This is a genomic window from Acinetobacter sp. TG2027 (assembly GCF_000302435.1).
Taxonomy (GTDB): domain Bacteria; phylum Pseudomonadota; class Gammaproteobacteria; order Pseudomonadales; family Moraxellaceae; genus Acinetobacter; species Acinetobacter pittii.
This window is the reverse complement of sequence record NZ_AMJN01000040.1, coordinates 85505-109204: the sequence shown is the minus strand read 5'-3', so window position 1 is coordinate 109204 and position 23700 is coordinate 85505. Positions and strand designations below refer to the sequence as shown.

The 23700-nt window shown below is 38.8% G+C and carries 21 protein-coding genes; 8 read left to right on the top strand and 13 right to left on the bottom strand.

Going from position 1 to position 23700, the window contains the following annotated elements; genetic code table 11:
- The first annotated feature begins 3 nt into the window (after positions 1–3).
- Both B806_RS0110135 and rtcA read left to right on the top strand, forming a co-directional pair.
- Positions 4–462: a DIP1984 family protein gene (locus tag B806_RS0110135; protein ID WP_017386512.1), complete on the top strand. Its 459-nt coding sequence runs from the start codon at positions 4–6 to the stop codon at positions 460–462.
- A 259-nt stretch (positions 463–721) separates the two neighbouring features.
- The gene (gene rtcA, locus B806_RS0110130) at positions 722–1768 is read left to right on the top strand and encodes an RNA 3'-terminal phosphate cyclase (protein WP_017402979.1); all 1047 of its coding nucleotides are present in this window, start codon (positions 722–724) and stop codon (positions 1766–1768) included.
- Between the two features lie 33 nt (positions 1769–1801).
- Here rtcA and B806_RS0110125 read toward each other — a convergent pair whose 3' ends face one another.
- The 4 genes from B806_RS0110125 to pheA form a co-directional block, all read right to left on the bottom strand.
- Complete coding sequence (locus B806_RS0110125; RefSeq protein WP_017402978.1) at positions 1802–3262, bottom strand: aminoacyl-histidine dipeptidase; 1461 nt, start codon at positions 3260–3262, stop codon at positions 1802–1804.
- 170 nt (positions 3263–3432) lie between these two features.
- Complete coding sequence (locus B806_RS0110120) at positions 3433–3816, bottom strand: hypothetical protein (protein ID WP_005068294.1); 384 nt, start codon at positions 3814–3816, stop codon at positions 3433–3435.
- A gap of 127 nt (positions 3817–3943) precedes the next feature.
- Positions 3944–6190 carry a bifunctional prephenate dehydrogenase/3-phosphoshikimate 1-carboxyvinyltransferase gene (locus B806_RS0110115; protein ID WP_017402977.1) on the bottom strand — a complete coding sequence of 749 codons (2247 nt, stop codon included), beginning with the start codon at positions 6188–6190 and terminating at the stop codon, positions 3944–3946.
- A gap of 107 nt (positions 6191–6297) precedes the next feature.
- Positions 6298–7407 carry a prephenate dehydratase gene (pheA, locus tag B806_RS0110105; RefSeq protein WP_002049199.1) on the bottom strand — a complete coding sequence of 370 codons (1110 nt, stop codon included), beginning with the start codon at positions 7405–7407 and terminating at the stop codon, positions 6298–6300.
- 183 nt (positions 7408–7590) lie between these two features.
- Here pheA and B806_RS0110100 point away from each other — a divergent pair, with 183 nt between their 5' ends.
- Positions 7591–8535: an alpha/beta hydrolase-fold protein gene (locus B806_RS0110100; protein WP_017386517.1), complete on the top strand. Its 945-nt coding sequence runs from the start codon at positions 7591–7593 to the stop codon at positions 8533–8535.
- Between the two features lie 108 nt (positions 8536–8643).
- A complete protein-coding gene (locus B806_RS0110095) occupies positions 8644–9270 on the top strand; it encodes a hypothetical protein (RefSeq protein WP_017386518.1) in 627 nt (208 codons plus the stop codon).
- 49 nt (positions 9271–9319) lie between these two features.
- Here the strand turns inward: B806_RS0110095 and B806_RS0110090 are convergent, their stop codons facing one another.
- Both B806_RS0110090 and B806_RS0110085 read right to left on the bottom strand, forming a co-directional pair.
- Positions 9320–10465 carry an acyl-CoA dehydrogenase family protein gene (locus B806_RS0110090; RefSeq protein ID WP_017386519.1) on the bottom strand — a complete coding sequence of 382 codons (1146 nt, stop codon included), beginning with the start codon at positions 10463–10465 and terminating at the stop codon, positions 9320–9322.
- A 163-nt stretch (positions 10466–10628) separates the two neighbouring features.
- Positions 10629–11987, bottom strand: coding sequence for a dicarboxylate/amino acid:cation symporter (locus B806_RS0110085; protein ID WP_002118145.1), 1359 nt, complete (start codon positions 11985–11987; stop codon positions 10629–10631).
- A 503-nt stretch (positions 11988–12490) separates the two neighbouring features.
- On the opposite strand from B806_RS0110085, the gene B806_RS0110080 reads away from it, so the two are divergent.
- On the top strand, positions 12491–13504 hold the full coding sequence (locus B806_RS0110080) for a glycosyl transferase family protein (protein ID WP_017386520.1): 1014 nt from the start codon (positions 12491–12493) through the stop codon (positions 13502–13504).
- A 200-nt stretch (positions 13505–13704) separates the two neighbouring features.
- Here the strand turns inward: B806_RS0110080 and B806_RS0110075 are convergent, their stop codons facing one another.
- Both B806_RS0110075 and B806_RS0110070 read right to left on the bottom strand, forming a co-directional pair.
- A complete protein-coding gene (locus tag B806_RS0110075; RefSeq protein ID WP_002118245.1) occupies positions 13705–13977 on the bottom strand; it encodes a YeaC family protein in 273 nt (90 codons plus the stop codon).
- Entirely contained in the window at positions 13974–14882 is a 909-nt protein-coding gene (locus tag B806_RS0110070) for an NAD(+) kinase (RefSeq protein ID WP_005073476.1), read from the bottom strand. Before B806_RS0110070 ends, B806_RS0110075 begins: the two co-directional genes overlap by 4 nt.
- Positions 14883–15067: 185 nt before the next feature.
- Here B806_RS0110070 and mrcB point away from each other — a divergent pair, with 185 nt between their 5' ends.
- Together mrcB and B806_RS0110060 are read left to right on the top strand one after the other, a co-directional pair.
- Positions 15068–17464 (top strand): penicillin-binding protein 1B, encoded by a 2397-nt coding sequence (gene mrcB, locus B806_RS0110065; protein ID WP_017402976.1) that lies wholly within the window; start codon positions 15068–15070, stop codon positions 17462–17464.
- Positions 17465–17485: 21 nt separating this feature from the next.
- Positions 17486–18034, top strand: a complete 549-nt coding sequence (locus tag B806_RS0110060) for a tetratricopeptide repeat protein (protein ID WP_002118198.1) — start codon at positions 17486–17488, stop codon at positions 18032–18034.
- 25 nt (positions 18035–18059) lie between these two features.
- On the opposite strand, the gene B806_RS0110055 is transcribed toward B806_RS0110060, so the two are convergent.
- Positions 18060–18956 carry a thiamine phosphate synthase gene (locus tag B806_RS0110055; RefSeq protein ID WP_017386522.1) on the bottom strand — a complete coding sequence of 299 codons (897 nt, stop codon included), beginning with the start codon at positions 18954–18956 and terminating at the stop codon, positions 18060–18062.
- 136 nt (positions 18957–19092) lie between these two features.
- On the opposite strand from B806_RS0110055, the gene B806_RS0110050 reads away from it, so the two are divergent.
- Positions 19093–19263 carry a hemin uptake protein HemP gene (locus B806_RS0110050; protein WP_002118129.1) on the top strand — a complete coding sequence of 57 codons (171 nt, stop codon included), beginning with the start codon at positions 19093–19095 and terminating at the stop codon, positions 19261–19263.
- Between the two features lie 72 nt (positions 19264–19335).
- Here B806_RS0110050 and B806_RS0110045 read toward each other — a convergent pair whose 3' ends face one another.
- The 4 genes from B806_RS0110045 to B806_RS0110030 all read right to left on the bottom strand — a co-directional run bounded on the left by B806_RS0110045 (position 19336) and on the right by B806_RS0110030 (position 23641).
- Positions 19336–20676 (bottom strand): ATP-binding protein, encoded by a 1341-nt coding sequence (locus B806_RS0110045; RefSeq protein WP_017402975.1) that lies wholly within the window; start codon positions 20674–20676, stop codon positions 19336–19338.
- Positions 20673–21335, bottom strand: coding sequence for a response regulator transcription factor (locus B806_RS0110040; RefSeq protein WP_002118246.1), 663 nt, complete (start codon positions 21333–21335; stop codon positions 20673–20675). Before B806_RS0110040 ends, B806_RS0110045 begins: the two co-directional genes overlap by 4 nt.
- Before the next feature lie 108 nt (positions 21336–21443).
- Positions 21444–21803: a NirD/YgiW/YdeI family stress tolerance protein gene (locus tag B806_RS0110035; protein ID WP_002118236.1), complete on the bottom strand. Its 360-nt coding sequence runs from the start codon at positions 21801–21803 to the stop codon at positions 21444–21446.
- Positions 21804–21883: 80 nt separating this feature from the next.
- The gene (locus tag B806_RS0110030) at positions 21884–23641 is read right to left on the bottom strand and encodes a GspE/PulE family protein (RefSeq protein WP_017386524.1); all 1758 of its coding nucleotides are present in this window, start codon (positions 23639–23641) and stop codon (positions 21884–21886) included.
- Between the last annotated feature and the right edge of the window lie 59 nt (positions 23642–23700).

Genomic DNA, 23700 nt, shown 5'->3' with positions numbered 1-23700 from the left:
AAAATGAAACTCGCAGAAGCACTTTTACTTCGAAGCGATCAACAAAAAAAGCTCGCTTCGTTAAAACAACGAATCAATGCGAATGTATTGGTACAAGACGGTGATGAACCTAGTGAAGATCCAAATGAACTCATCAAACAAGTATTTGCTTTAACTCAGGAAAGCAATCAATTGATTTATCGTATCCATTTGACCAATGCACAAGCAAAACTGGAAGATGGCAAAGTATTATTGTCTCTATTAAGCTTGCGCGATAGTTATGCTGAACAGCATAAGATTTTAATCGATGCGATTGCCAATACGCATCGAGAACCTGATCGTTATAGCTCACGTGAAATTAAGTGGAAGAAGGTCATTCCGGCTTCTAGCTTACAAAAACAGGCGGATGATATCAGTGCAAAACTCCGTGACTTAAACGTTAAAATTCAGGCTACTAATTGGCAAATTGATCTAATCGATTAAACAATAGATTTTGTGAAATCCTTTTCACAATCAAAGTTTGGACATACTGGGCGAGTACAAGATCCTGCATTACTCCGATCTGAGGGATTGAAAATAATTCAGGCGGCTATGGCAGCATGTGAGCCGTGCATCGATATTCACTTATCAGGCTCAGCACTATGCACCTAGTAAACCTTTGTCGAAAACAAAGTCACACATTACTTCGCATTACCATGTACTGACAGTATGTTCATTAAATTAGAAAATAAGGAAAATAGAAGTGAATACAGTTTTGGTAAATATACCAAAAGTCATTCAAATTGATGGCTCACAAGGTGAAGGTGGTGGACAGATTTTAAGAACTGCCCTTGCCCTCTCGATGATTACAGGCCAGCAGTTTGAATTAATTAATATACGTGCTGGGCGTAAAAAACCAGGGTTAATGCGTCAACATTTAGTTTGTGTACAAGCATCTCAACAAATTAGCCAAGCTTATGTAGAGGGTGCTGAATTACATAGCCAACGTTTATATTTCGCACCTCAGCATGTTCAAAGTGGTAAATATCAATTTCAAATCGGTTCTGCGGGTAGTACCACACTGGTTTTACAAACGCTTTTACCTGTTTTGTTATTAAAAAATGAAGCTACCGAACTCACCATTTCAGGGGGTACACATAACCCACTTGCACCAACAGCAGATTTTATTGAACACTGCTTTTTACCTGCTCTAGCGAAAATTGGAATTAACGTCGATTTTAGATTAAATAAAGCTGGCTTCTTTCCAATTGGTGCAGGTGAAATTCAGATTACCGTTCAGCCATGGCGAGATCGAATCAGCTTAAATTTATTAGATCGTGGTGCTTTGCAATGCAATGAAGCTTTTGCAGCAGTATTAAATCTTTCAGAAGAAGCACAGATAGCACAACGTGAATTAACCACATTAAGTAAAAAACTAAACTTAAGCTCTCAGCAGCAATTTCATTTAAATGGAATTAGCCAAGGCAATACAGTCTATGTGAAAGTTACTCATCAATATCACACTCAACTGTTTACAGCTTTAGGTGAGATGCGCAAAAGTGCAGAGCAAATAGCTGATCATTTAGCAAAAGATGTAAATCTATATTTATCTTCGCAGGCTGTTGTAGATGAGTATTTGGCAGATCAATTACTTCTACCTTTAGCTCTAGGTCAAGGTGGTGAATTCACCGCACAATGTATTAGCGAACACACTCGTACTCAAGCAGCCATGATTGAAAAATTTATTGATTGTGAAATCGAGTTTATCGAGTTAAATCCACATCATTTTCATGTAAAAGTTAAAGTTTAAGAAGCTCACAATTGAGCTTCTTATTTGTAAAAACTACTCTACAGATGCTAAAGCTGTTACCAACAGCTTCCAGCATTTCTCTACAGTATCAACTTTGACTCGTTCACCTGGTGCATGCGCACCCTGAATATCGGGTCCAAAAGAAACCATTTGTAGATGTGGATAATGCTCGGCAATAATCCCACACTCTAAGCCTGCATGAATTACTTTTAGATTTGGCTCAATGTTAAATGCATTTTGATAGGCCTGCTGTAAACACTTTAGAGCAGCCGAATCTGGATTTGGTGTCCAACCCGACACTAACGGCGTAAGTGTAGAGCCGATATTAAATTGACTGAAATGTTTTTGAATTTTTTCTGCAAAGTCTTGAGCTTCTTGGTTCACCATTGAACGAACCATTAAAACAGCTTTTCCACTTTCTCGATTTAGTCTCACCACTCCAATATTATTTGAAGTCTCAACTACATCTGATAGAACCTGACTCATACTTGCAACGCCATAAGGACCTGTTGCTAAAGCTTGTAACCATTCATTTTGCTGTTGTTGATTAATCACTTCGGTCACTTTAGCACCAGTGGATTGAATACTTAATTGCAAGTTGTCATCAATACCCTTTAGCTGTTCTTTCCATGCCGTTTGATATTCAGCGAGTAATTTTTCTAATTCAGGCAATTGGTTAGATGAAATGGCAATGGTTGCTACAGCTTCGCGAGGTAAAGCATTACGAGCTGTACCACCTATAAACTCAACAAGTCGTCCACCAAGCTTCGCTAAATGCTGATTTAAAAAACGAGCCAGAATAACGTTGGCATTACCACGTCCTAAATGGATATCTACGCCAGAGTGGCCACCTTTAAGACCAGCCACCTGAATATTAACAATATTCAAATTTTCAGGGATTGGCTCATAATTAAGCGGCTGCTCTACCTCAACATCAATACTACCAGCACATCCGAGATACAACTCGCCCCACTCTTCTGTATCAATATTAAATAGCCACTTCCCTTTTAGTACACCTGCCTGTAAAAGTCGCGCACCACTCATCCCTGCTTCTTCATCAACTGTTAGAAGAACTTCAATTGGCCCATGAGCAATATCATTTGAGTCTAAAACTGCCAAAGCTAATGCTACCCCAATGCCATTATCAGCACCTAAAGTAGTATCTTTAGCAATTAACCAGCCATCTTCGAGGACTGGCTGGATCGGGTCTTTAAAGAAGTCGTGTACTGTGCCAGTATTGGATTGAGTGACCATATCTAAATGGCCTTGCAGAATAACGCCAGACACATGTTCTTTACCCAGAGTCGCATTCTTACGAATAATCAAATTCCCCACTTCATCTACGTAAGTTTCTAAATTTCGACTTTCGGCCCAGTTTTGTAAAAATTCACGAAGCTGCTGTTCATGCTTTGAAGGACGAGGAATAATGCAAAGTGTTTGAAAATGCTGCCAAACCACTTGAGGAGATAGTGCTGCAATATCAACTTGTGTCATGAAAACCACACTCTAATTATGTAAATATCTTAATAATTTCAATATACACAATGCATTAAAGATAGGTAGGGATTTCGGGAAAGATTTTGTATTTTTATATTTAATCTAAAGAGATTGTACGACCTTTCTAAAAAGCCGTACTTCATGAATAACTCTTAACAGCCGTGCGCTTAGTTTTTCCATTCAAATGCTGAAAAGCTATGATCAGCCTTCAAACTATTTTCAACTGCCTGTGCAAGCTGACGAATAATGCTTTGTGTTTCGATTTTCTCAAACCAGTCTTGTTCCTCATCTGGATTGGCAGAGATTTCACACATCAAATGCCCTTCATGGTCTGTTTTCTGGCAAGTAATAGACAAGGGTAAAAGATGATTATCAATACTCACTTCTACTTTTTCATGTTCATGCACAATATGCTGTGCATCAAAGCCATAATGCCCCAATTGTTTAAACAGTAAAGCCGCTACATATTCTTGAGTGATATGGCATTCATTTGGTGGATGATCAAGCACCCCATGTTGTGGGCAACTGGCAATAAATTGTAATTTTTTCATCCTTTGTCCTAACACTTTTATCATTATCTGCACTTAGCATAAGCAATAAACAAACAGCAGCCAAGCCTTTAGCTCGCTGCTGCCGTTGCTATTGTGTTAGCAATTATAAAATGTTTTAGGTCAAAAGTTATTGGCTAACTTCGATTGTTAAGCCTGCACGATTCGCCAACTCCGTGAAAGTCGGAAAGCTTGTCGCCACAGTTTCAGTACCATGAATTGTAATCGGACCAGAATTACGAAGACCTGCCATACTAAAACTCATGGCAATACGGTGGTCATGATGTGACTCGATTTCACCGCCAGCAAAGATTGGTGACCAATCGCCAGATTTACCTTTGCCTTCGATAATGATGCCATCATCAGTTGGCGTACAATCAATACCCATGATTTTTAAGCCATCAGCCATGACCTGAATGCGGTCAGACTCTTTCACTCGAAGCTCTGCTGCACCAGTTAATACAGTTTGACCTTCAGCACAAGCTGCTGCGATAAATAAAGCTGGGAATTCATCAATTGCCAAAGGTACTTGGTCTTCAGGCATATGGATGCCTTTAAGTGTGCGTGAACCTTTAATATGAATATCAGCAATAGGTTCGCCACCGGCAATACGTTCATTTTCAACAGTCAGGTCTGCACCCATCTGTTTTAAAATTTCAATTACACCAGTACGTGTTGGATTAATACCTACCGCTTCCAGAACAACATCGGAACCTTCAGTAATTGCAGCACCCACCATAAAGAAAGCAGCAGATGAAATATCAGATGGAACCTGAATATCAGTACCTACTAATTTTCCACCACCAACGAGTGAAATCTTGTTGCCTTCGGTTTTAACATCATAACCAAATGCACGAAGCATACGCTCTGTGTGGTCACGAGTTGGTTCTGGCTCAGTGACTGAAGTTTCACCTTCAGCCCATAGGCCCGCAAGTAAAATACCCGACTTCACCTGAGCAGATGCCATTGGCAAGTCGTATTGAATGCCTTTTAATTGCTGAGCACCAGTAATACTTACAGGTGGTGTACCTTTCTCACCTGTTGTCTGGATTTGCGCACCCATTAAACGCAATGGCTTAGCAATACGCTCCATTGGACGTTTAGAAAGTGATGCATCACCTGTCATGACAGAATCAAATTTTTGTGCTGATAACATGCCTGAAAGCAAACGCATGCTGGTTCCAGAGTTACCCATATACAAGGCACTCGCTGGTGCTTTTAAACCATGCATACCCACGCCATGAATGGTCACTTCCCCATTCTTAGGGCCTTCAATACTTACACCCATATCACGGAAAGCTTGTAAAGTTGCTAAAGCATCTTCACCTTCAAGGAAGCCAGTTACATGCGTAGTGCCTTCTGCAATAGCACCAAACATAATGGAGCGATGTGACACAGATTTGTCACCCGGTACGGTAAATTTACCTTTAAATGCCTTATTTCCCGGTAAGATACTGAATTGCTGTGTCACCTTATTTTTCTCCATTAAAGGTTTTTTGGCTAACATATGATTGAAATGCTGACGTGCTGCCTGAGCATGGCCGAGTAAACCCATTAATGCATGAGAGTCTTCGTTTTCAATCAATTTTCTAAGTACGGTTAGTTGCTTTTCGAAGCCATCTACAGCATTTAATATGGCTGTTTTATTGGCAAAGAAAATGTCATGCCACATTTGTGGATCACTAGCTGCAATCCGTGAAAAGTCACGAAAGCCACCTGCTGCATAGCGGAAAATATCAAGATTATCTTCTCGGTTTGCAAGTTGCTCAACCAAATTAAATGCCATCAAGTGCGGTAAATGACTTGTATGTGCTAAAACTTCATCATGCTTGGCAACGTCCATACAAATGACTTCAGCTTTAGCAGCAGACCAAAGTTGAATTAGTTTATCAACAGCCCATTCTGCACTTGTGGGTAACGGCGTTAAAATAACTTTGTGATTTGCAAATAAATCGGCCTTACCTGCATGAACGCCCGTGTGCTCACTACCAGCAATAGGATGTCCTGGTACAAAACCTGCTGGTAAATCTTCACCAAATACAGCTTTTGCTGCATCGACGACATTACCTTTTGTACTTCCCACATCAGTTACAATCGTGGTTTCTGTCAAATGAGGTTTAATTAGCTCAAGCACTTTTTGTGTCGCACGTACTGGCAAAGCTAAAACCACTAAATCAGCCCCTTTCACAGCCTCTACAGGATCAGAAAATCCTTCTTGTATTAAGCCAAGTGATTTTGCATCTTCTAAAGTTTTCTGTGAGCGTGTAGATGCCACAATAGTTGTCGCCAACTTTTCGGCAACAATAACCCGTGCCAAACTCGACCCGATGAGTCCTAAACCAATAAATGCAACTTTTTTAAATAGGGGGTGTGACATAACTTCAACTTTGCTTTTGCTCAAAGTGATTTAAACCTTTGAGCAATTTGTTTTTAAGCATAATGACATGACCATCTTGATGCATGTCATTATTCCAACATGAGTAATTAGAGAACGGCAGCAGGATAAGAACCTAAAATACGAAGCTCTTTTACCATTGGGCGAATATCATTGATTGCCGCAGCAACATTCTCTTGATCGATATGGCCTTCTAAATCGATAAAGAATACATATGCCCACTTTTCAGGTAATGCTGGACGGGTCTCAATACTTGTTAAGCTAATATTATGTTTTGCAAACGGCGCTAAAATTTCTAATAAAGCACCAGCACGGTCATGTGCTGAAATTAATAATGAAGTTTTGTCATTGCCACTTTGTGGAATTTTTTCACGGCCAATGACTAAGAAACGAGTGGTATTTTCCGGATTATCTTCAATATTACTATGTAAAATTTCAAGATTATACATACCTGCTGCAATATCTGATGCAATCGCTGCTGAGTGCCATTCGTTGCGAATACGACGTGCAGCTTCTGCATTTGAGTTTAAAGCAACACGTTCAACACCCGGATAATGCGCATCTAACCACTGACGACATTGAGCCAAAGTTTGCTGGTGGGCATAAATTTGTTTAATACTGTCTTTACGTGTATTTTCAGAGACAAGGAATTGATGATGAATACGTAATTCAACTTCACCAATCACATTTAAATTCGATGTTTTAAAACAATCTAAAGTATGGTTCACAATACCTTCAGATGAGTTTTCAACTGGCACTACGCCGTAATGTGCACTACCTGCTTCTACTTCACGGAACACTTCATCAATTGTTGGTAATGGACGAACAACTGCATCTTTACCAAAGTGTTTAAGCACGGCAGATTGAGTAAAAGTCCCTTCCGGTCCTAAAAATGCAATACTTTGCGGAGCTTCTAAAGCAAGGCAAGCAGACATAATTTCACGGAACAAACGCGCCATGGTGACATCAGACAAAGGACCTTGGTTGCGCTCCATGACTTTGCGTAAAACTTGTGCTTCACGTTCAGGACGATAAAACAAAGGATTCTCTTCGGAAGCAAATTTAGCTTTAGCAACAGCTTCAGCAAGGCTTGCGCGGCGATTTAATAATTCTTGAATCTGTTGATCTACACTATCAATATCTTCACGAATTTGTTCTAAACTAAGAGAAGTCGTTTTGTTTTGATCATCGTTGATCATTAGAATGCAGCCTCAGTAAAATCATCTTTTAAACGAGAGTATAACAATAGTCTGCTTTGATTTGTTAGGCAATATAGCTGTAAGAGCTTTTTTCATTAACCTTTTTGCTTCCATTTCTTGATTACTTTATTTGATAATGATTTTCATTTATCATTTGTATAATAAATTTTATTATCGCCCATTATGCAAAAATCATTTTTCCTTTTATCTACTAGTTTTTTATTGAGTACTTTAATAAGCTGTTCTACCTTCGCCCAAACGCCTATACAAAATCAACCAAAAATCGTTTTTCAAAATAATCAGGCACAATTTCAAATTAAATCTAAAAATACAGGCCATGATTATCTTATTCAAATTTATAAACCACCTGTCGCCCCGCCCCAACATGGGTATCCAGTACTTTATATATTAGATGGAAATGCTACATTTCCAAGTGCTGCCAATATTGCTCAGTCGATTGGCGCTGGTTCTACCAAATTAGGACTAGATCCACTCATGATCGTAGCGGTTGGCTACCCTCAGCAAAAAACCTTTGATGTGCAAAAGCGTGCTTATGATTACACTCCAAAACCTTCTGCTGAATTTCAAGCACAAGGTAAATATAAATATGGGGGTGCTGATCAGTTTATTGCTTTTTTAAATAGCGAACTCAAGCCTACAATTGCAAAACAATTTCCGATTAATAACCAACAACAGAGTCTATATGGGCATTCTTTTGGTGGCTTATTGGTTCTTTATCATTTTTTTCAAAAGCCAGATGCATTTCAGCGTTACTTTGCTGCAAGCCCTTCTCTTTGGTTTGATCAAGGCATGTTATTTCAGCAGTTAAATCATTGGCAAAGTCAGAAACCAAATCATTCCCCTTTACTCATGACCACAGTCGGTACACATGAGCAAGGTGGTCCTCACACTCAACTTAACAATAAATTTAATGAAGCAGATTTCTTTCAAGCCTTAGAAAATAAACGTTCAAACCAATTTAGTTATTGGCATTTTTATAATCCAGCTGAACAACACATTACAAATTTGTATGCGAGCTTGCCTAAAGCGCTTATGTTTGCTTCTTGTCAAAATTTAGAAAGCTGTAAATCTTTATTTGATGGGCCATTGCAGCAGCCAGCCAAGTAAAAACATAATTACATTTAAAGATGATTATTTCGTTGTTCTTAAAGATAGTCCTCTTAATATATAGATTGGTTATACTGACCCAATATGTCATAACAACAGTAAAATAGAATGAATAAAATTATTGTTTTAAGCCTATTGGGTTTTACAACTTTTAGTTTAACGGCTTGTGGCGGTTGTCCAATAATTGCAGGTTGCAATGGTAGGGATAATTCTCCGTACTATATGACGAATGTCAGTAACCAAGTTCGTGGCATTCCAATTCCACCTCAAACCAAGCTGACATATCAGTCACAACATTTTAGGCAGAAATATGAGCAAACACATGCTTTAAAAGAGAAAAATTTATCAGGCATCTATTTACCACCAGATACAGCAATCATTTGGGGCGGTATGCCAGTAGATATGTTTATACAGTTTTCTAATCCCGAAATGAAAGGCTTCTCGGTCTATCCAGCACGAGGATTTAAAGCAGAATTATCAAATGAATTTTTACGTTTATGGAAAAGCTGTGAAAGTGATTTAAACATTAACTTAAAGAATCCAAATGATTGGTCATTTAATCCTGAAAATATGAAAATAACGGGTTGTGGTGTCGTCTTTCAAGAACGTAGTAAATACACCGAAGATTCATTCCATCAAGATGAAGCAGATAAGTTTTTAAGAAAGATGAATCATGCATTACAGCAATTACCGAAACAACAAGACTATCCTGTCATTCAACAGAAGACCAAATAGTTAAAAACAAAACAGCCCATTCTAGGACAGGCTGTTTTTCTCTGCTTAATTAAGCTTTGCCAATTAATCCACGCGCTACAATTTCTTTCATAATTTCATTTGTACCACCGTAAATACGTTGAATACGTGCATCTACAAAGAAACGTGAAATTGGATATTCAGTCATATAACCATAGCCACCAAAAAGTTGCAGCAAGTTGTCTGCAACTTTCATTTGCATGTCAGTGCTGAAACTTTTAAGCGCTGCTGCTGTTTCAACATCAAGTTTACCTTCTTGATATAGAGCAACATTTCTCTCATAAAAAGCAGCCGTAGCAAGCTCATCAATTTTTGCTTGTGCTAAAACAAAACGAGTATTTTGGAACTGTGAAATAGGTTGACCAAATGCATGACGTTCTTTTACATAAGCAGTTGCCAAATCAATTGCACCACGAATAGCGCCAATTGCGGTAGATGCAATAGCTGTACGTTCTCGCGGTAACTCTTGCATTAAATAAGCAAAGCCTTGTCCAGCTTGACCGAGTAACTGGTTTTTAGGAACCTTAACATTGTCAAAAAACAGCTCAGATGTGTCTTGAGAATGCAGACCGATTTTGTCTAAATTTGTACCTTTTTTGAAGCCTTCTAGATGCGTATCTGCCAATAATAATGACACGCCTTTTGCACGCGCTTGAGGATCAGTTTTTACTGCAAGCACCACAAGATCAGCATGTTGTCCATTTGAAATAAAGGTTTTTGAGCCATTTAATAAATAATGGTCATCTTGCAAAATGGCGCTAGTACGCATTGATTGTAAATCCGAACCCGCTCCAGGTTCAGTCATACCAATTGCACCAACTACTTCACCTGTTACCATTTTCGGCAACCAATATTGTTTTTGCTCTTCTGTGCCAATGTGTAAAATATATGGTGCAGCAATTTCAGAGTGGCAAGAAATCGCTGTTGATAATGCACAAAAACCAGCGCGTGCCGATTCTTCAACCAACATTAATGAATAATAGGTTGGCACACCATAACCACCGTATTCTTCTGGAACATCCACACATAAAAAGCCATTTTCGCCCAGTTGATTCCAGACAGAACGTGGCATGATTCCTTCGCGTTCCCATTGGTCATAATGTGGAGCAATATGCTCATTCATAAAACGTTTAAAATTATCACGGAATAATTCTAAATCTGCATCGTATGCCAACATAATATTTTCCTTCGGCTTTATTGTTTTATCTAATCTGATTGTTGTGCATGCTAATCATTTTTTAAGCTACTGTCATGACATAGCTGCTCATTAAAACTGTACTTTTCAGTCAGCCAATAAAAAAGGAAGCCAAAGCTTCCTCTTTTATATAGATTTATTTGAATTAATCTAAACCTTCAGCGACTTGAGGAGTTTTTTGCTCCATCATTTTTCTGTCGACTTCATCTGGATTGTTTAAAGCATCATTTAGCTTATCTTTATCTAAAGCACCGACCCATTTTGCAACAACAATCGTTGCTAATGAGTTACCAACAAGGTTAGTTAATGCACGGGCTTCTGACATGAAACGGTCAATACCTAAAATCAATGCCAGACCTGCCACTGGAATATGTCCTACAGCAGATAAAGTTGCAGCCATAACAATAAAGCCAGAGCCTGTTACACCCGCAGCACCCTTAGATGAAATTAAGAGTACCAATAACAAAGTAATCTGATGTTGAATATCAAGCTGTGTATTTGTTGCCTGAGCAATAAAGATTGCGGCCATAGTCAAATAAATTGACGTACCATCAAGGTTAAATGAATAACCTGTTGGGATAACTAAACCAACTACAGATTTTTCACAACCTGCAATTTCAAGTTTACGTAACATGCGAGGCAAAACAGATTCAGAAGAAGATGTACCAAGTACAATTAATAACTCTTCACGAATCAGGCGAATCATCTTAAGGATACTGAATCCGCTAATACGGCTGATTGTACCCAAAATTAAGAAGATAAAGAGTAAGCACGTAATATAGAAGCAGATAATGAGCTGCCCTAATTGTACGAGTGAACCAACACCATATTTGCCGATAGTGAATGCCATTGCACCGAATGCACCAATCGGAGCTAATTTCATGACCATATTCACAATGTTAAAGAACACGTGTGCAACTTGATCAATAAATTTTAAAACTGGACGTCCTGCATCACCTAACTTATGTAAAGCAAAACCAAAGAGAATTGCAAAAAGAAGGACTTGTAAGATTTCACCATTTGCAAATGCGCCAACTACCGTATCTGGGATGATGTGCATTAAGAAATCAATGGTAGATTGTGACTCACCAGAACTGACATATTTTTGAATGCCCGAAGTATCGAGAGTGGTAGGGTCAACATTCATCCCTACACCCGGTTTAGCAATGTTAATTACAACAAGGCCAATTAGAAGTGCAATTGTTGAAACGATTTCAAAGTATAACAACGCAACGCCGCCAGTTTTTCCGACTGACTTCATGCTTTCCATGCCAGCAATACCGCTTACCACGGTACAGAAAATAACTGGAGCAATGATCATCTTGATCAAACGAATAAAGGCATCACCTAATGGCTTGAGTTTTTCACCTAACCCCGGAATATGCTGTTCGACACCATTGACAATTTGCGTGGAGCTTGGAGAAAAATGCCCCACCAAGATACCCGCAATAATTGCAATAATCACCTGAAAATAAAGTGATTTATAAATCGGTTTTTTAGCCATAACTTTACTTCAATCTATATTTCCAAGTCCGTTGGAAATACCAAAATGAAACGTCTATTCTTTACGAATACACAGCCCTAACCTTTCACATTAACACCGCAAAAGGGAAATGGTTTTTTGTGAACAAAAAACCTTCCTACTACCTCAATGAAAACAAAATCAATGTTTTCTAAAACAGGAGAATACCTGAAGTTTCTAACCACTTTGAGTAGCTAGAAATAACCTCTTACTTTTTCAATAAAAAGCTGAAGATATAGGAGAATCACATAAAATTATGATATGAGTGCTCAAAAAAGCACGGGAAAGTGTACTCGAATTAAATAACGATTCGGTTAAATTTTTAGCTGATACGCATAAAAAACACTCAGGCAATCCTAAGACTTTAGTATAAGAAACACTTTTGATATTTTTTCAGCAGTTTTTTATGTCATATTGATTAAATACTTGTGGACATTTCATTTTGAGCTGCCTACATCCCATCATTTTTATTGTTTTGAACTACGATGAATACTAAACGCAATATCTATAAAGATGCTGAACATCCCTTTGCTCAATATGTCCGTATTTTAGGTAAGGGGAAAACTGGATCTCGCTCTTTAAGCTATGAAGAAGCTTATCAAGCATTTACCATGATTTTAAAGAGTGAAGTGTTAGATGTACAGCTAGGCGCATTTTTAATGCTGCTTCGGGTTAAAGAAGAATCTATTGAAGAACTCGCGGGTTTCGTTCAAGCAACCAAAGACCAGCTTCATTTTGAGCCTTTAGAAGTCGATTTAGATTGGTCATCTTATGCAGGTAAGCGAAAACACTATCCATGGTTTTTGTTAGCCGCTCTTACACTTGCTCAGCATGGCCATAAAATTGTTATGCATGGTGCATCAGGTCATACGCTTAACCGTGTTTATACAGAGCAAGTTTTAGAATATCTTGGTTATCAAATTTGCCATTCTGAACAAGAAGTTCGTACGCAATTAGCAGAACAAAATTTTGCTTACTTACCGCTAGACGTGATTTCACCAGTTTTAAGCGAATTGATATCTCTAAGAAATGTCATGGGATTGCGTTCGCCTATTCATACTTTGGCCCGTTTAATTAATCCTTTTAAAGCTAAAGCTACCTTACAAGCAATATTCCACCCTGCTTACAGAACTTCCCACCAACATAGTGCATTACGCTTAGGCTATCAAAATAGTGCCGTCATTAAAGGTGAAGGTGGTGAATTTGAACGAAACCCAGATGCTAAAACGCTCATTTGCGGTATTAAAAATGGTGAGCTCTATGAACATGAGTTGCCAAAGCTCACACCTGAACGAAGCCCAATTGAAGAAGAATTAGATTTAGCAACGTTTAAAGCAGTATGGCTTGGTCAACAGCACCATGAATATGGAGAAATAGCCGTAACAGAAACCATCGGAATCGCGCTATATACGATGGGCGTTGTTGCTAGTTTTGAAGAAGCGATGCAAAAAGCAAAAGTGTTATGGAATACACGAAATTTAAGCAATCTTAATTCGTAGTTAACAAATACTATCGTGAAGGTCGACATGGATATCGACCGTATCACTGCGATACAGGAAGTATCGTCAGTGATACAAAGGATTTTTGGTTACTTTTGATCCTTCAAAAGTAATAAAAGCCTATATGCTACAACTTATGAAAAACATGCTATATAAGGCTGTATGGAATAACCAAAAATAATTTTCTGTCTTATTAAGTTTTAAACAAAACGAATAGGTTTAAACTCTGGCTCATGCTTGTGATGATCATCATCACATTCTTCGCCTTCTTCTTTTGTACCACGGTCAATATAACCGCTACGCTGATCTTCTGGTAAGTTCTTCAACTCCCAAGCGATTACAGCTTGCATACAAGTTTCACGCTGCTCTTTCGTTAAAACAACGCCATTTGGCCATTTACCAATTTCTACGGCTGTTTTTAAACGCTCTACAATTTCAGGGTTTAAAACAGATAGCATTTGTTCAATATTCATGATTCATCTCTTTGAAAAGATTCAAAATCTTGGTTCCAACCAAGTTTGGTACGGCAGGCCATATAGAAATCATAACCTGGTGGATGCAATAAACTTAGTTTAAATGGGTGTTTACGGATGTGTAAACTGTCTCCAACATTGAGCGAGACACTATGTTGTCCATCTGCACTCACCATTGGTAACACCCGATTTTCGCGAATAACGATTTTAATTTCGCTTTGACCACCGACTACGATGGGACGTGATGACAATGTATGGGGATGCATTGGAACTAATGCAATAGCATCCATACTTGGATGTAAAATTGGGCCACCACCTGACAATGCATAAGCCGTTGATCCGGTTGGCGTCGAAACAATTAAACCATCACTATGTTGGCGATAAACATATTGACCATCAATATTAAGTTCGAAGTCAATCATGTGTACCGATTTACCCGAGTGCAAAACCACATCATTTAAGGCAATCGCGTCATAAATGACTTCACCATTTGTCCGTACTTCCATTTCAAGCAAGAAACGACGGTCAAGCTGGAAATGCCCTTGAAGTACTTGGTCAAGTTTGAAAATGGCTTCTGAAGGTTTGATATCAGTTAAAAAACCTAACCGCCCGCGGTTGATACCAATAACAGGGGTATTGTAGCGAACTAAAGCTCTAGCAGCGTGGAGTAAAGAACCGTCGCCTCCAACAACTATGACTAAATCAGCAACTTCACCCAATAAATGACGACTTACAATTTGTGCATGATCATAAGGCACTAATTCAGCAGTTTCCTGATCAAAAATGGGGTTTAAGCCTAGGTTCAACAAATGATCATGAATTAAACATAGTGTTTCTACTACTGATGATTTATCTGGTCGACCGATTAACCCGACGTTTCTGAAGGACTTATGTGAAATTTGCACGAATGAGTAAGCTCCGCTGCGATACTTGGCTATAATAACATTAACCTGATTAATTTAAAAAAACATAACAACAAGATGCTGTAAAATTCAATCTAAGTTTTCCAATTATTCACAGTTTTATCATTGCAAATTGATGACAAGCTATCGCATCATTACAGGCATTGTTAGGGTTTTATCTCATTTTTATGAAGTTTGAACGTGGTATCGGTTTCTTTGCACTAATTTTTTCCATTTTGGTCATTGGTGCTTTTATTGCTCTTAGTATCTATCTGATTCGTTTAGATAATATTATCCGTGAAAAATTTGAAGGACAACGGTGGGATATTCCCGCCAAAGTGTTTGCACGTCCTTTGGAAATTTATAATAACGCACCTATTACCCAAGCAAATTTCACTCAAGAATTAAAACTCTTGGGTTACAAAACTTCAAGTAATTATGACAAGTCTGGAACCTATGTTGCTCAGGGTAGCAATATGTATATCCACACGCGTGGTTTTGATTACGGCGACAGTGTTGAACCCGAACAAGTACTAGAGTTAAGTTTTGCAAATGACCAAGTTGCTGAAGTTAGAAGTACAAAACCTTCTTCAACGGGTGTTGCGCGACTAGAGCCACTTCTGATTGGAGGGATCTACCCTCAACATAATGAAGACCGTGTTCTCATTAAACTGAATAATGTTCCTAAACCACTTATTGAAGCTTTAATTTCAACAGAAGACCGTAATTTCTATCATCATCACGGTATTTCAATTCGTGGTACTGCCCGTGCATTAGTGAGTAATATCACAGGTGGTAAACGTCAAGGTGGTTCAACCTTGACTCAGCAATTAGTTAAAAACTTCTATCTCACCCCTGAACGCACACTCAAACGTAAAGTTAATGAAGCATTAATGGCTTTACTCATTGAGCTGCATTACAGCAAAGATGAAATTTTAGAAGCCTACTTAAATGAAGTAAATCTAGGCCAAAATGGTAGCTACTCAATTAATGGCTATGGTTTGGCTTCTCAATTTTATTTTGGTTTACCTTTACGTGAGCTTAGCGTTGCACAACAAGCTTATTTAGTTGGTTTAGTGCAAGGCCCTTCTTTATATAATCCTTGGAAAAATCCTGAAGGTGCAAAAAAACGCCGCGATACCGTGTTAAATAACATGCGTGTAATGGGTTATTTAACTCAAGCAGAATACGAAGATGAAATTGCACGTCCTTTAAATGTGCTAAGCAAACCAAGTTTAGGTCCTGCAAAATTCCCTGACTTTTTAGATATCGTGCGTCGTCAATTACGCACAGAATATCAAGAAAGTGATTTAACTAATCAGGGCTTACGTATTTTTACGACTTTAGACCCAATTACTCAAACTCAAGTTCAAAATGCGTTTAAAGCTTCAGTAGACCGCTTAGCAAACAGCAACCCAGCCCGTTTGAAAAACTTACAGGGTGCGGTGCTCATTGCACATCCAGAAAACGGCGAGCTCGTTGCTGCTGTTGGTTCTACACAAGACTTTACTGGTTTTAACCGTGCTGTGGATGCAAAACGCCAAGTTGGTTCTTTATTAAAACCTGTGATTTATTTAAGTGCTATTGAATCTGGGCGTTACAACTGGGCAACCCAAATTGAAGATGCACCGATTAGTGTCCCTGTAGATGGAGGCAAAAGTTGGACACCTAAAAACTACAGTGGTGGCGGACATGGTGTAGTCAGCCTGAGTGAAGCTTTGGCAAATTCATATAACCTATCTGCTGTGCGCTTGGGTCAAGAGTTTGGTCTATCAACATTTACAAACAACTTAAGAAAGTTTGGTGTTGAGTCGACCATTCCTGCCTACCCTTCTATTTTCCTTGGGGCAGTCAATATGTCACCAATGGAGGTTCTGGGAATTTATGAGAACTTTGCTACAGGTGGCTTTAAATATCCGACTCGTGCGATTCGATCTGTCGTAGATGCCAATGGTCGCCTGCTTGACCGTTATGGCCTGAATGTTCAACAAACCATTGATCCATCTGTTGGTTATATCATGAACTATGGTTTACAACAGGTCATGTCTTCGGGTACTGGTCGCGCAGCTTATAATAGCTTGTCTCCAGCTTTAAAATTGGCGGGTAAATCAGGCACGACTAACGATACACGTGACTCATGGTTTGCGGGTTACTCAGGTAACCACGTTGCTGTAGTGTGGTTAGGTTTAGATGACAACAAAGTGACTGGATTAACAGGTTCATCTGGTGCATTGCCAGTATGGATTAATGTGATGAAACAATTACGTCAAACGCCTGTAAACCTACGCCAACCAGACACTGTACAGTGGCAGTGGATTGACCGTGCAACGGGTGATTTATCTGCTCAAGCTTGTGATGGTGCCATGTATATTCCGATGCTAACGCATACGGTTCCGCACCGTGCTACGCCATGTGGAGCACCTTATTATCAAGTTGATCCAACATATACGCCACAAAGTGATAACACAATTCCTGACTCTCAGGATGATAATACCGACAGTTATATTCGTGAAAGTGAAAACCAGATGGAACAAGATCTATCAAACAACTCACGGGTAATTTCAAGTGGTAGTTATAACAACTAAGCGTTAACAGGAAATTAGGATATGTTGAAGAAAGGTGTTTTTTATATTGGTGCTGTTCTTATGGTCGGCTGTACAACTCTGCCCGATCATTCTGACTCCAAAGAGAAAACACCTACTCCTCCAGTCAAAAAGACGGAAACTCCATCAGGTGTAAAAATTACGCCTTATGATCACCCAGAAATTCAACGTAAGAATTTACAGGTGATTGTTCCTCAACAGAAAAAACCACAACATTTTAGTGATGATGGTAGCCAGTTACCTGCATTTAAAGTTTTAATGCAAAAAACACAGCAGGCTTATAAAAATCAGCAATGGTCAGAGGCAGAGCGCTATGCACTTCAAGCACAGCGTTTAGCACCACAGGCCGCTGAGACTTATTTATTTCTTGCACTTACGGCAAATCATAAACAGCAATATTCTAATGCTGAGTCTTTAGCAAGACGTGGTTTGAGTTTTGCCCAAAGTCAGCCAATGAAAAAGCAGCTTTGGTTGGTTATCTTAAAAGCTGGGCAACAACGCAATAATCAAAAAACTGTTCAAGAAGCACAACAAGCATTAAAAGCTCTCTAGCTTTTAATGCTTTTTTATTTTCTCATTAGAAATTACGAATACCTGCTAAGCCATATGCACCATGCTGCTGTGCAGTGGCTAAATCTTCCGGATCCACTCCTCCTAATGCAAAAACCGGAATCTGGCTATTTTGAGCGAGATCACTAAAACGTTCCCAACCTAATGCTACAGCTTCTGGATGAGTCATTGTTGATTTTACAGGACTAATAAAAACAGCATCACAACCAATCTGCTGAGCTTGCTTTAAAGAAACAGCATCATGACAAGCAGCAATATATCGTACGCCCACTGTTAAATCGCCTTTATGCAAATTCATGAGCTGAGATTGTTTTAAATGAACGGTCTTTATTTGTTTTTGTAATTCAGGACTTAATTGCTGCCACATATCGATATTAATAATTAAATTTGATCGTTGCCCTTCATCTAAAGCAGTTAATTGCTCTATATACTGCGGCTCAAATTCTTCGATACGCCAGTACAATAAAGCATCACTGCTTTCTACCATTGAAAGCGTATTGCTAATTTTGATGAGATGAGGCCAGTAGAGCCTTTTTATAATATCTTTATTCGCTTTTGGAAAGTTTAGATGAAGCAACTGTTCACGTGTATACCAGGCCCATGGTTGATGAATAAGATTTAATAACTCGTCAGGTACATAACTATGGAATAAATGTAAATTGACAATAATGTCATCATATTCATGGTGAATATAATCAAACTGGTGCCAATCTTTTAAACCAATACCCACTTCTTCATAGATTTCACGGCGGCAGGCTTCTTCTGGTGTTTCACCCTGCTCAACCTTTCCACCAGGGAACTCATGCTTTCCACCTTGATGTTGCTGCTCTTCGCGCCATCCAACTAATATTTTTCCACGATGGATCAAGATTGCTATAGCGACATCGACTATTGGTTTGGGCATCTTTTTACTCTCTAAAACTTTTCTCAAGTGTAAGCAAATTTTATCATTTTATAAAATCTTAAAAATCTCATTGACAGATCTATTCGATAATGATTATCATTTAAATCGTTCAAGAACATACCACGGAGCACAACAAATGAACGCACCTTTTAGCTTATTTACCCGTAACAATGACACAGCTCACGCCTTACCAATGTTACATTCTAATAACCTCTTTGCATTAGGCCGTGAAATTCGCATTATGCATGCTGGCGAGGAATATCGTTTACGCCTCACTCGCAACAATCGCCTAATTTTAACTAAATAAAAAACATACTCGCGTTTCAATAATATTCGTGGGAAAACAAAAAATGGATAGCATGGGTAACCATGCTATTTTTTATGAAGGAAGAATAATCTCTGCCCTCAGACCACCTTGTTCAGCATGCATAAAACGTAACTTGCCATTATGCAATTCAATAATTTTTCGAGTAATTGAAATTCCTAAGCCAGAACCTTGCTGTTGAGTACCGAGTACCCGAAAAAAACGCTGCCCTAACCGTAATAGCACTTCATCATCTACTCCATTTCCCGTGTCTTCAATAGACACCTTAATTTGCTGTTCATGCTGACTAATCTCAACATGAATAGAGCCTAATGTCGGGCTATAACGAATGGCGTTATCAAATAAATTTCTAAAAGCAATAAACAGTAATTCTTCATTCGCATATGTTTTAGTTTCTGCCGATAAGGTATTTACCTCTATCAACATCTGTTTAGCTTTCGCATCTAAATCTACAGTTTCAATCACTCTAGCCAGTAAGTAATTTAAATCGATAACTGTCTTAGGAAGTTCAGGCTGTTCAGCTTCATTAGGTTCTAAGCGGGCCAGAAGAAGTAAATTCTCAAGTATTTTTGTACTTCTAGAAACGTCTTCTTGTATGCGTTCAAAATCTTGATGAAGTTCTGGAAGATGTTGGTATTTACGCTGTAAAACTTGAAGACGCATTTGTATGGCAGATAACGGAGAACGTAGCTCATGCGAAGCATCCGCGGTAAAACGCTGTTCAGCAACAAGAGCCCTTTGCAATCTTGCAAGCAATTGATTTAATGCATCTATAACAGGTTGAATTTCTGTAATGACATCTGGTTCTTGAATTGGCTCTAAATTTGATGCAGTTTTTTGAGCAATTCGTCTAGAAAGTAAATTGAGTGCAGCCAATTGATGCTCGGTACGCCAACTTACAATGACCCATTGCAGTAACCAAAACAACACCATAAGACCACTATATCCAGCAAGTGCTTTAAGTACTTCTTCAACACGCGTACTCATTGGTTGAAAAACTTCAACTTGTAGCTGAGAGTCTTCTTGTTGTGCAGCCAGACTACGCCATAATTGACCATCAAACCAAAAATACGAAAAACCTTCTGATAAGTTACCTTGCTCAAAAAGTTCATGCTGATAGGTATGAGAATGGGTAAGTACTTGGCCTGTGTTTAATAACTCATACTGAATATCAAATTCATCACTCAGCTCATCAAACTGTTTCATGGAGTGTTCAGAAAGATCGGAAACCAGCAAAGTATCTGAAATTTCATCCATGATTTCATCTTGCACTGACATGTTGTGATAGATAGAAAATATGGTGAGTAAGCTTAAAGCCAGTAATCCCACCACGATACTACTCCACATCGTGGTTTTAACCAGTTGCGACTGCAAAGATGAGCGATTCGATTTCATTTTAAATCTCCCATACGGTAGCCGAGCCCCCGTATGGTTTTAATACTGCTGCTTCCGATTTTTTTTCGAAGTTGATAAATAAATACTTCGATTGCGTTACTTTCAATTTCCTCGCCCCATGCATAGAGTGCTTCTTCTAATTGATCACGGGTAATAATATGCTCGGGATGCACCATAAGCTTACGCAGTATTTGGAATTCTTTTGCAGTTAAATCGATAGACTTGCCTGCGCTTAATACAACTTTCGCTTGTGTATCAAGTTGTAGGTCACCCCATGTTAAAACCGATTGCTGACTCAAAGTTTGTTTGCGTAATTGAGCGCGGATGCGAGCCGATAACTCTTCTAAACTAAAAGGCTTAACCAAATAATCATTTGCGCCTAAATCTAGCCCCTCTACCCGATCATGAATGCTGTCACGTGCAGTGATAAAAATAACAGGAACATTTTTTTGTTTATGGCGGATCGTTGTTAAAACCTTTTCACCAGCCAGTTGAGGCAGCCCCCGATCAAGTAAAATACAGTCATAATCATGCTGTTCGATTGCCGTAAGTGCATAATCACCTCTTTCGACCCAATCTACCTGATAACCGTCTAACTCTAACCATGATTGAATGCTTTCAGCTTGAGAGCGATCATCTTCTGCAAGCAAAATTCTCATCTATTTTTCCTGTTATATCCTGATTTGATCTTGCCAAGCCTTTATAAAAAAAGCAAAGCCGCATGATTTAAATGCGGCTAAAAGTAGTAGATCTACAGACCTTATTCATTAGAACTGAACTTGATCCACATCAATTTCTACGCGTTTTAAAGGTTTATAGTCAATGTCTACTTCACCAATTAAAGTCACATTTGTATTGGCTGAAATAGGGCGACCTTGCCAAAGTTCATCATCTACATCAATTGTAATGCTACCTGTCTTATCACGGAATTGATATTTTTCATCGCCTAAAGATTTTACAACCTGACCATGTAATTTGATCGGTGTATTATCTTTTGAGGTTAATGCCTGTTTTACTGTGGTGACAGTTGCCGGAGCAATTGCAGCTTGATTCACTGGTGTATTCGCCACAACTACGCCAGCAGCAGTCATACCAGCAGTCATCAACATTACTTTAAGCATATTCATATTATTACCCTCTGTTTATGGTTCCCTTTTGGGATAAAGCAATTAAATCAACCATAAATGAGGTGAATCTTAAGAAAAACTTAATTTAATGGCACAACCCTCAAGACCTCTTCTAATGTCGTAAGTCCTTCAATCACTTTACGGGCTCCTGCAATTCTTAAAGGTTCTATACCTTCTTTTTTAGTTTGAGTTCTTAAATCATTTAATGTCACATGACTACTAATAAGATGTTTAAGCTCAAGACTGACCGGCATAAATTCGTAAATACCGACTCGCCCTTTATAGCCTGTATGACGACATTCTTCGCAGCCTACCGCTTGATAAACCGTTTCAGGCATTTCCATAATGTAGTCAAAGGTTAAGTGTTCCCACTCATCCTCATTAATGTGAGTTTTTTTCTTACAGTGTGGACAAAGTTGGCGGACTAAGCGCTGCGCGAGAACACCCAAAATTGTTGCAGCTGTCAGAAATGGCTGTACACCCAAATCATGCAACCGAGTCAAACTAGACGGTGCATCATTGGTATGTAAAGTTGATAAAACCAAATGACCTGTTAATGCTGCCTGAATGGCCATATTCGCTGTATCTTGATCACGAATTTCCCCAATCATAATAATGTCGGGATCTTGTCGCATAAGTGCACGCACACCGTCTGCAAAGCCTAATTCAATTGCATTATTGACCTGCATTTGGTTAAAACTAGGCTCTAGCATTTCAATCGGATCTTCAATGGTGCATACATTGACCTGCTCGGTTGCAAGCTGCTTTAAAGATGAATATAGCGTTGTGGTTTTACCAGATCCTGTGGGACCTGTGACTAAAATAATACCGTGGCTATTTTTTGTTAATTGTTGCCACTGTTGTAATAAACGCTCTTCAAAACCCAGTTGCTGAAAAGAACGTACCAACACATCAGGATCGAAAATACGCATAACCAGTTTTTCACCAAATGCGGTTGGTAAGGTTGATAAACGTAATTCGGTTTCTTGCCCTTTAGGTGTACGTGTTTTTAACCGGCCATCTTGTGGTTTACGTTTTTCCGCTACATTCAAACGTCCTAAAATTTTAATCCGAGAAATCACGGCGGTCAGCGTATTTGAAGGCATGTTATAAATGGTGTGTAAAACGCCATCAATCCTAAACCTGACTTTACCATTATCTTTACGCGATTCCATGTGAATGTCACTGGCACTCTGCTCAAATGCAAACTGTAAAATCCAGTCGACTAATTTCACAATATGCTGATCATTAGCATCTGGGTTTTGGCTATCGCCAAGCTGCAAAAGCGCTTCAACATTTTTACTGTCACGGTCATGAGCTGCATCTTTTTGAGCAGAGTTTACCGCGCGACTCACCTGATAATATTCGCGCAAATAGCGTTGTAACTGTTCGGGATTAAGCAGTACCCGTTCAATTTTTTTAGGCGCTAGACTTCGTTCGAGATTATTAAGCCAATCTGTTTGAAATGGTTGATCTGTTCCAATCACGATTCGGTCAGCATGAATTTCAACAGCTAAAATATGGTTACGAATGGCAAACTCTTGTGACATGACCTGCGTTAAAGCGCTGACATCTGCCTTTAAAGGATCGATCACAAATAGAGGGAGCTGAACCCGATCTGCAAACCATAAACATAAGCGATTTAAACTCAAATGCGCATGTGTGTGTTGCTGATCTTTTAAATTAAAATGTGCTATCCACTGTAATGGATGCCACTTTAACTGGTCTTTTTGGCGGTGACTTGTCTGTACCAGTAATTTATCTCGTTCTGTTATACGGCCTTCTTGTAATAGTTGTTCTAGACACCAATACGTATCTATTTCTACATGTGCATTCATGCGTTATCCCCAATATATTTTTATAATATAGCAGAGATGTTTTATATTTAAATATCCTT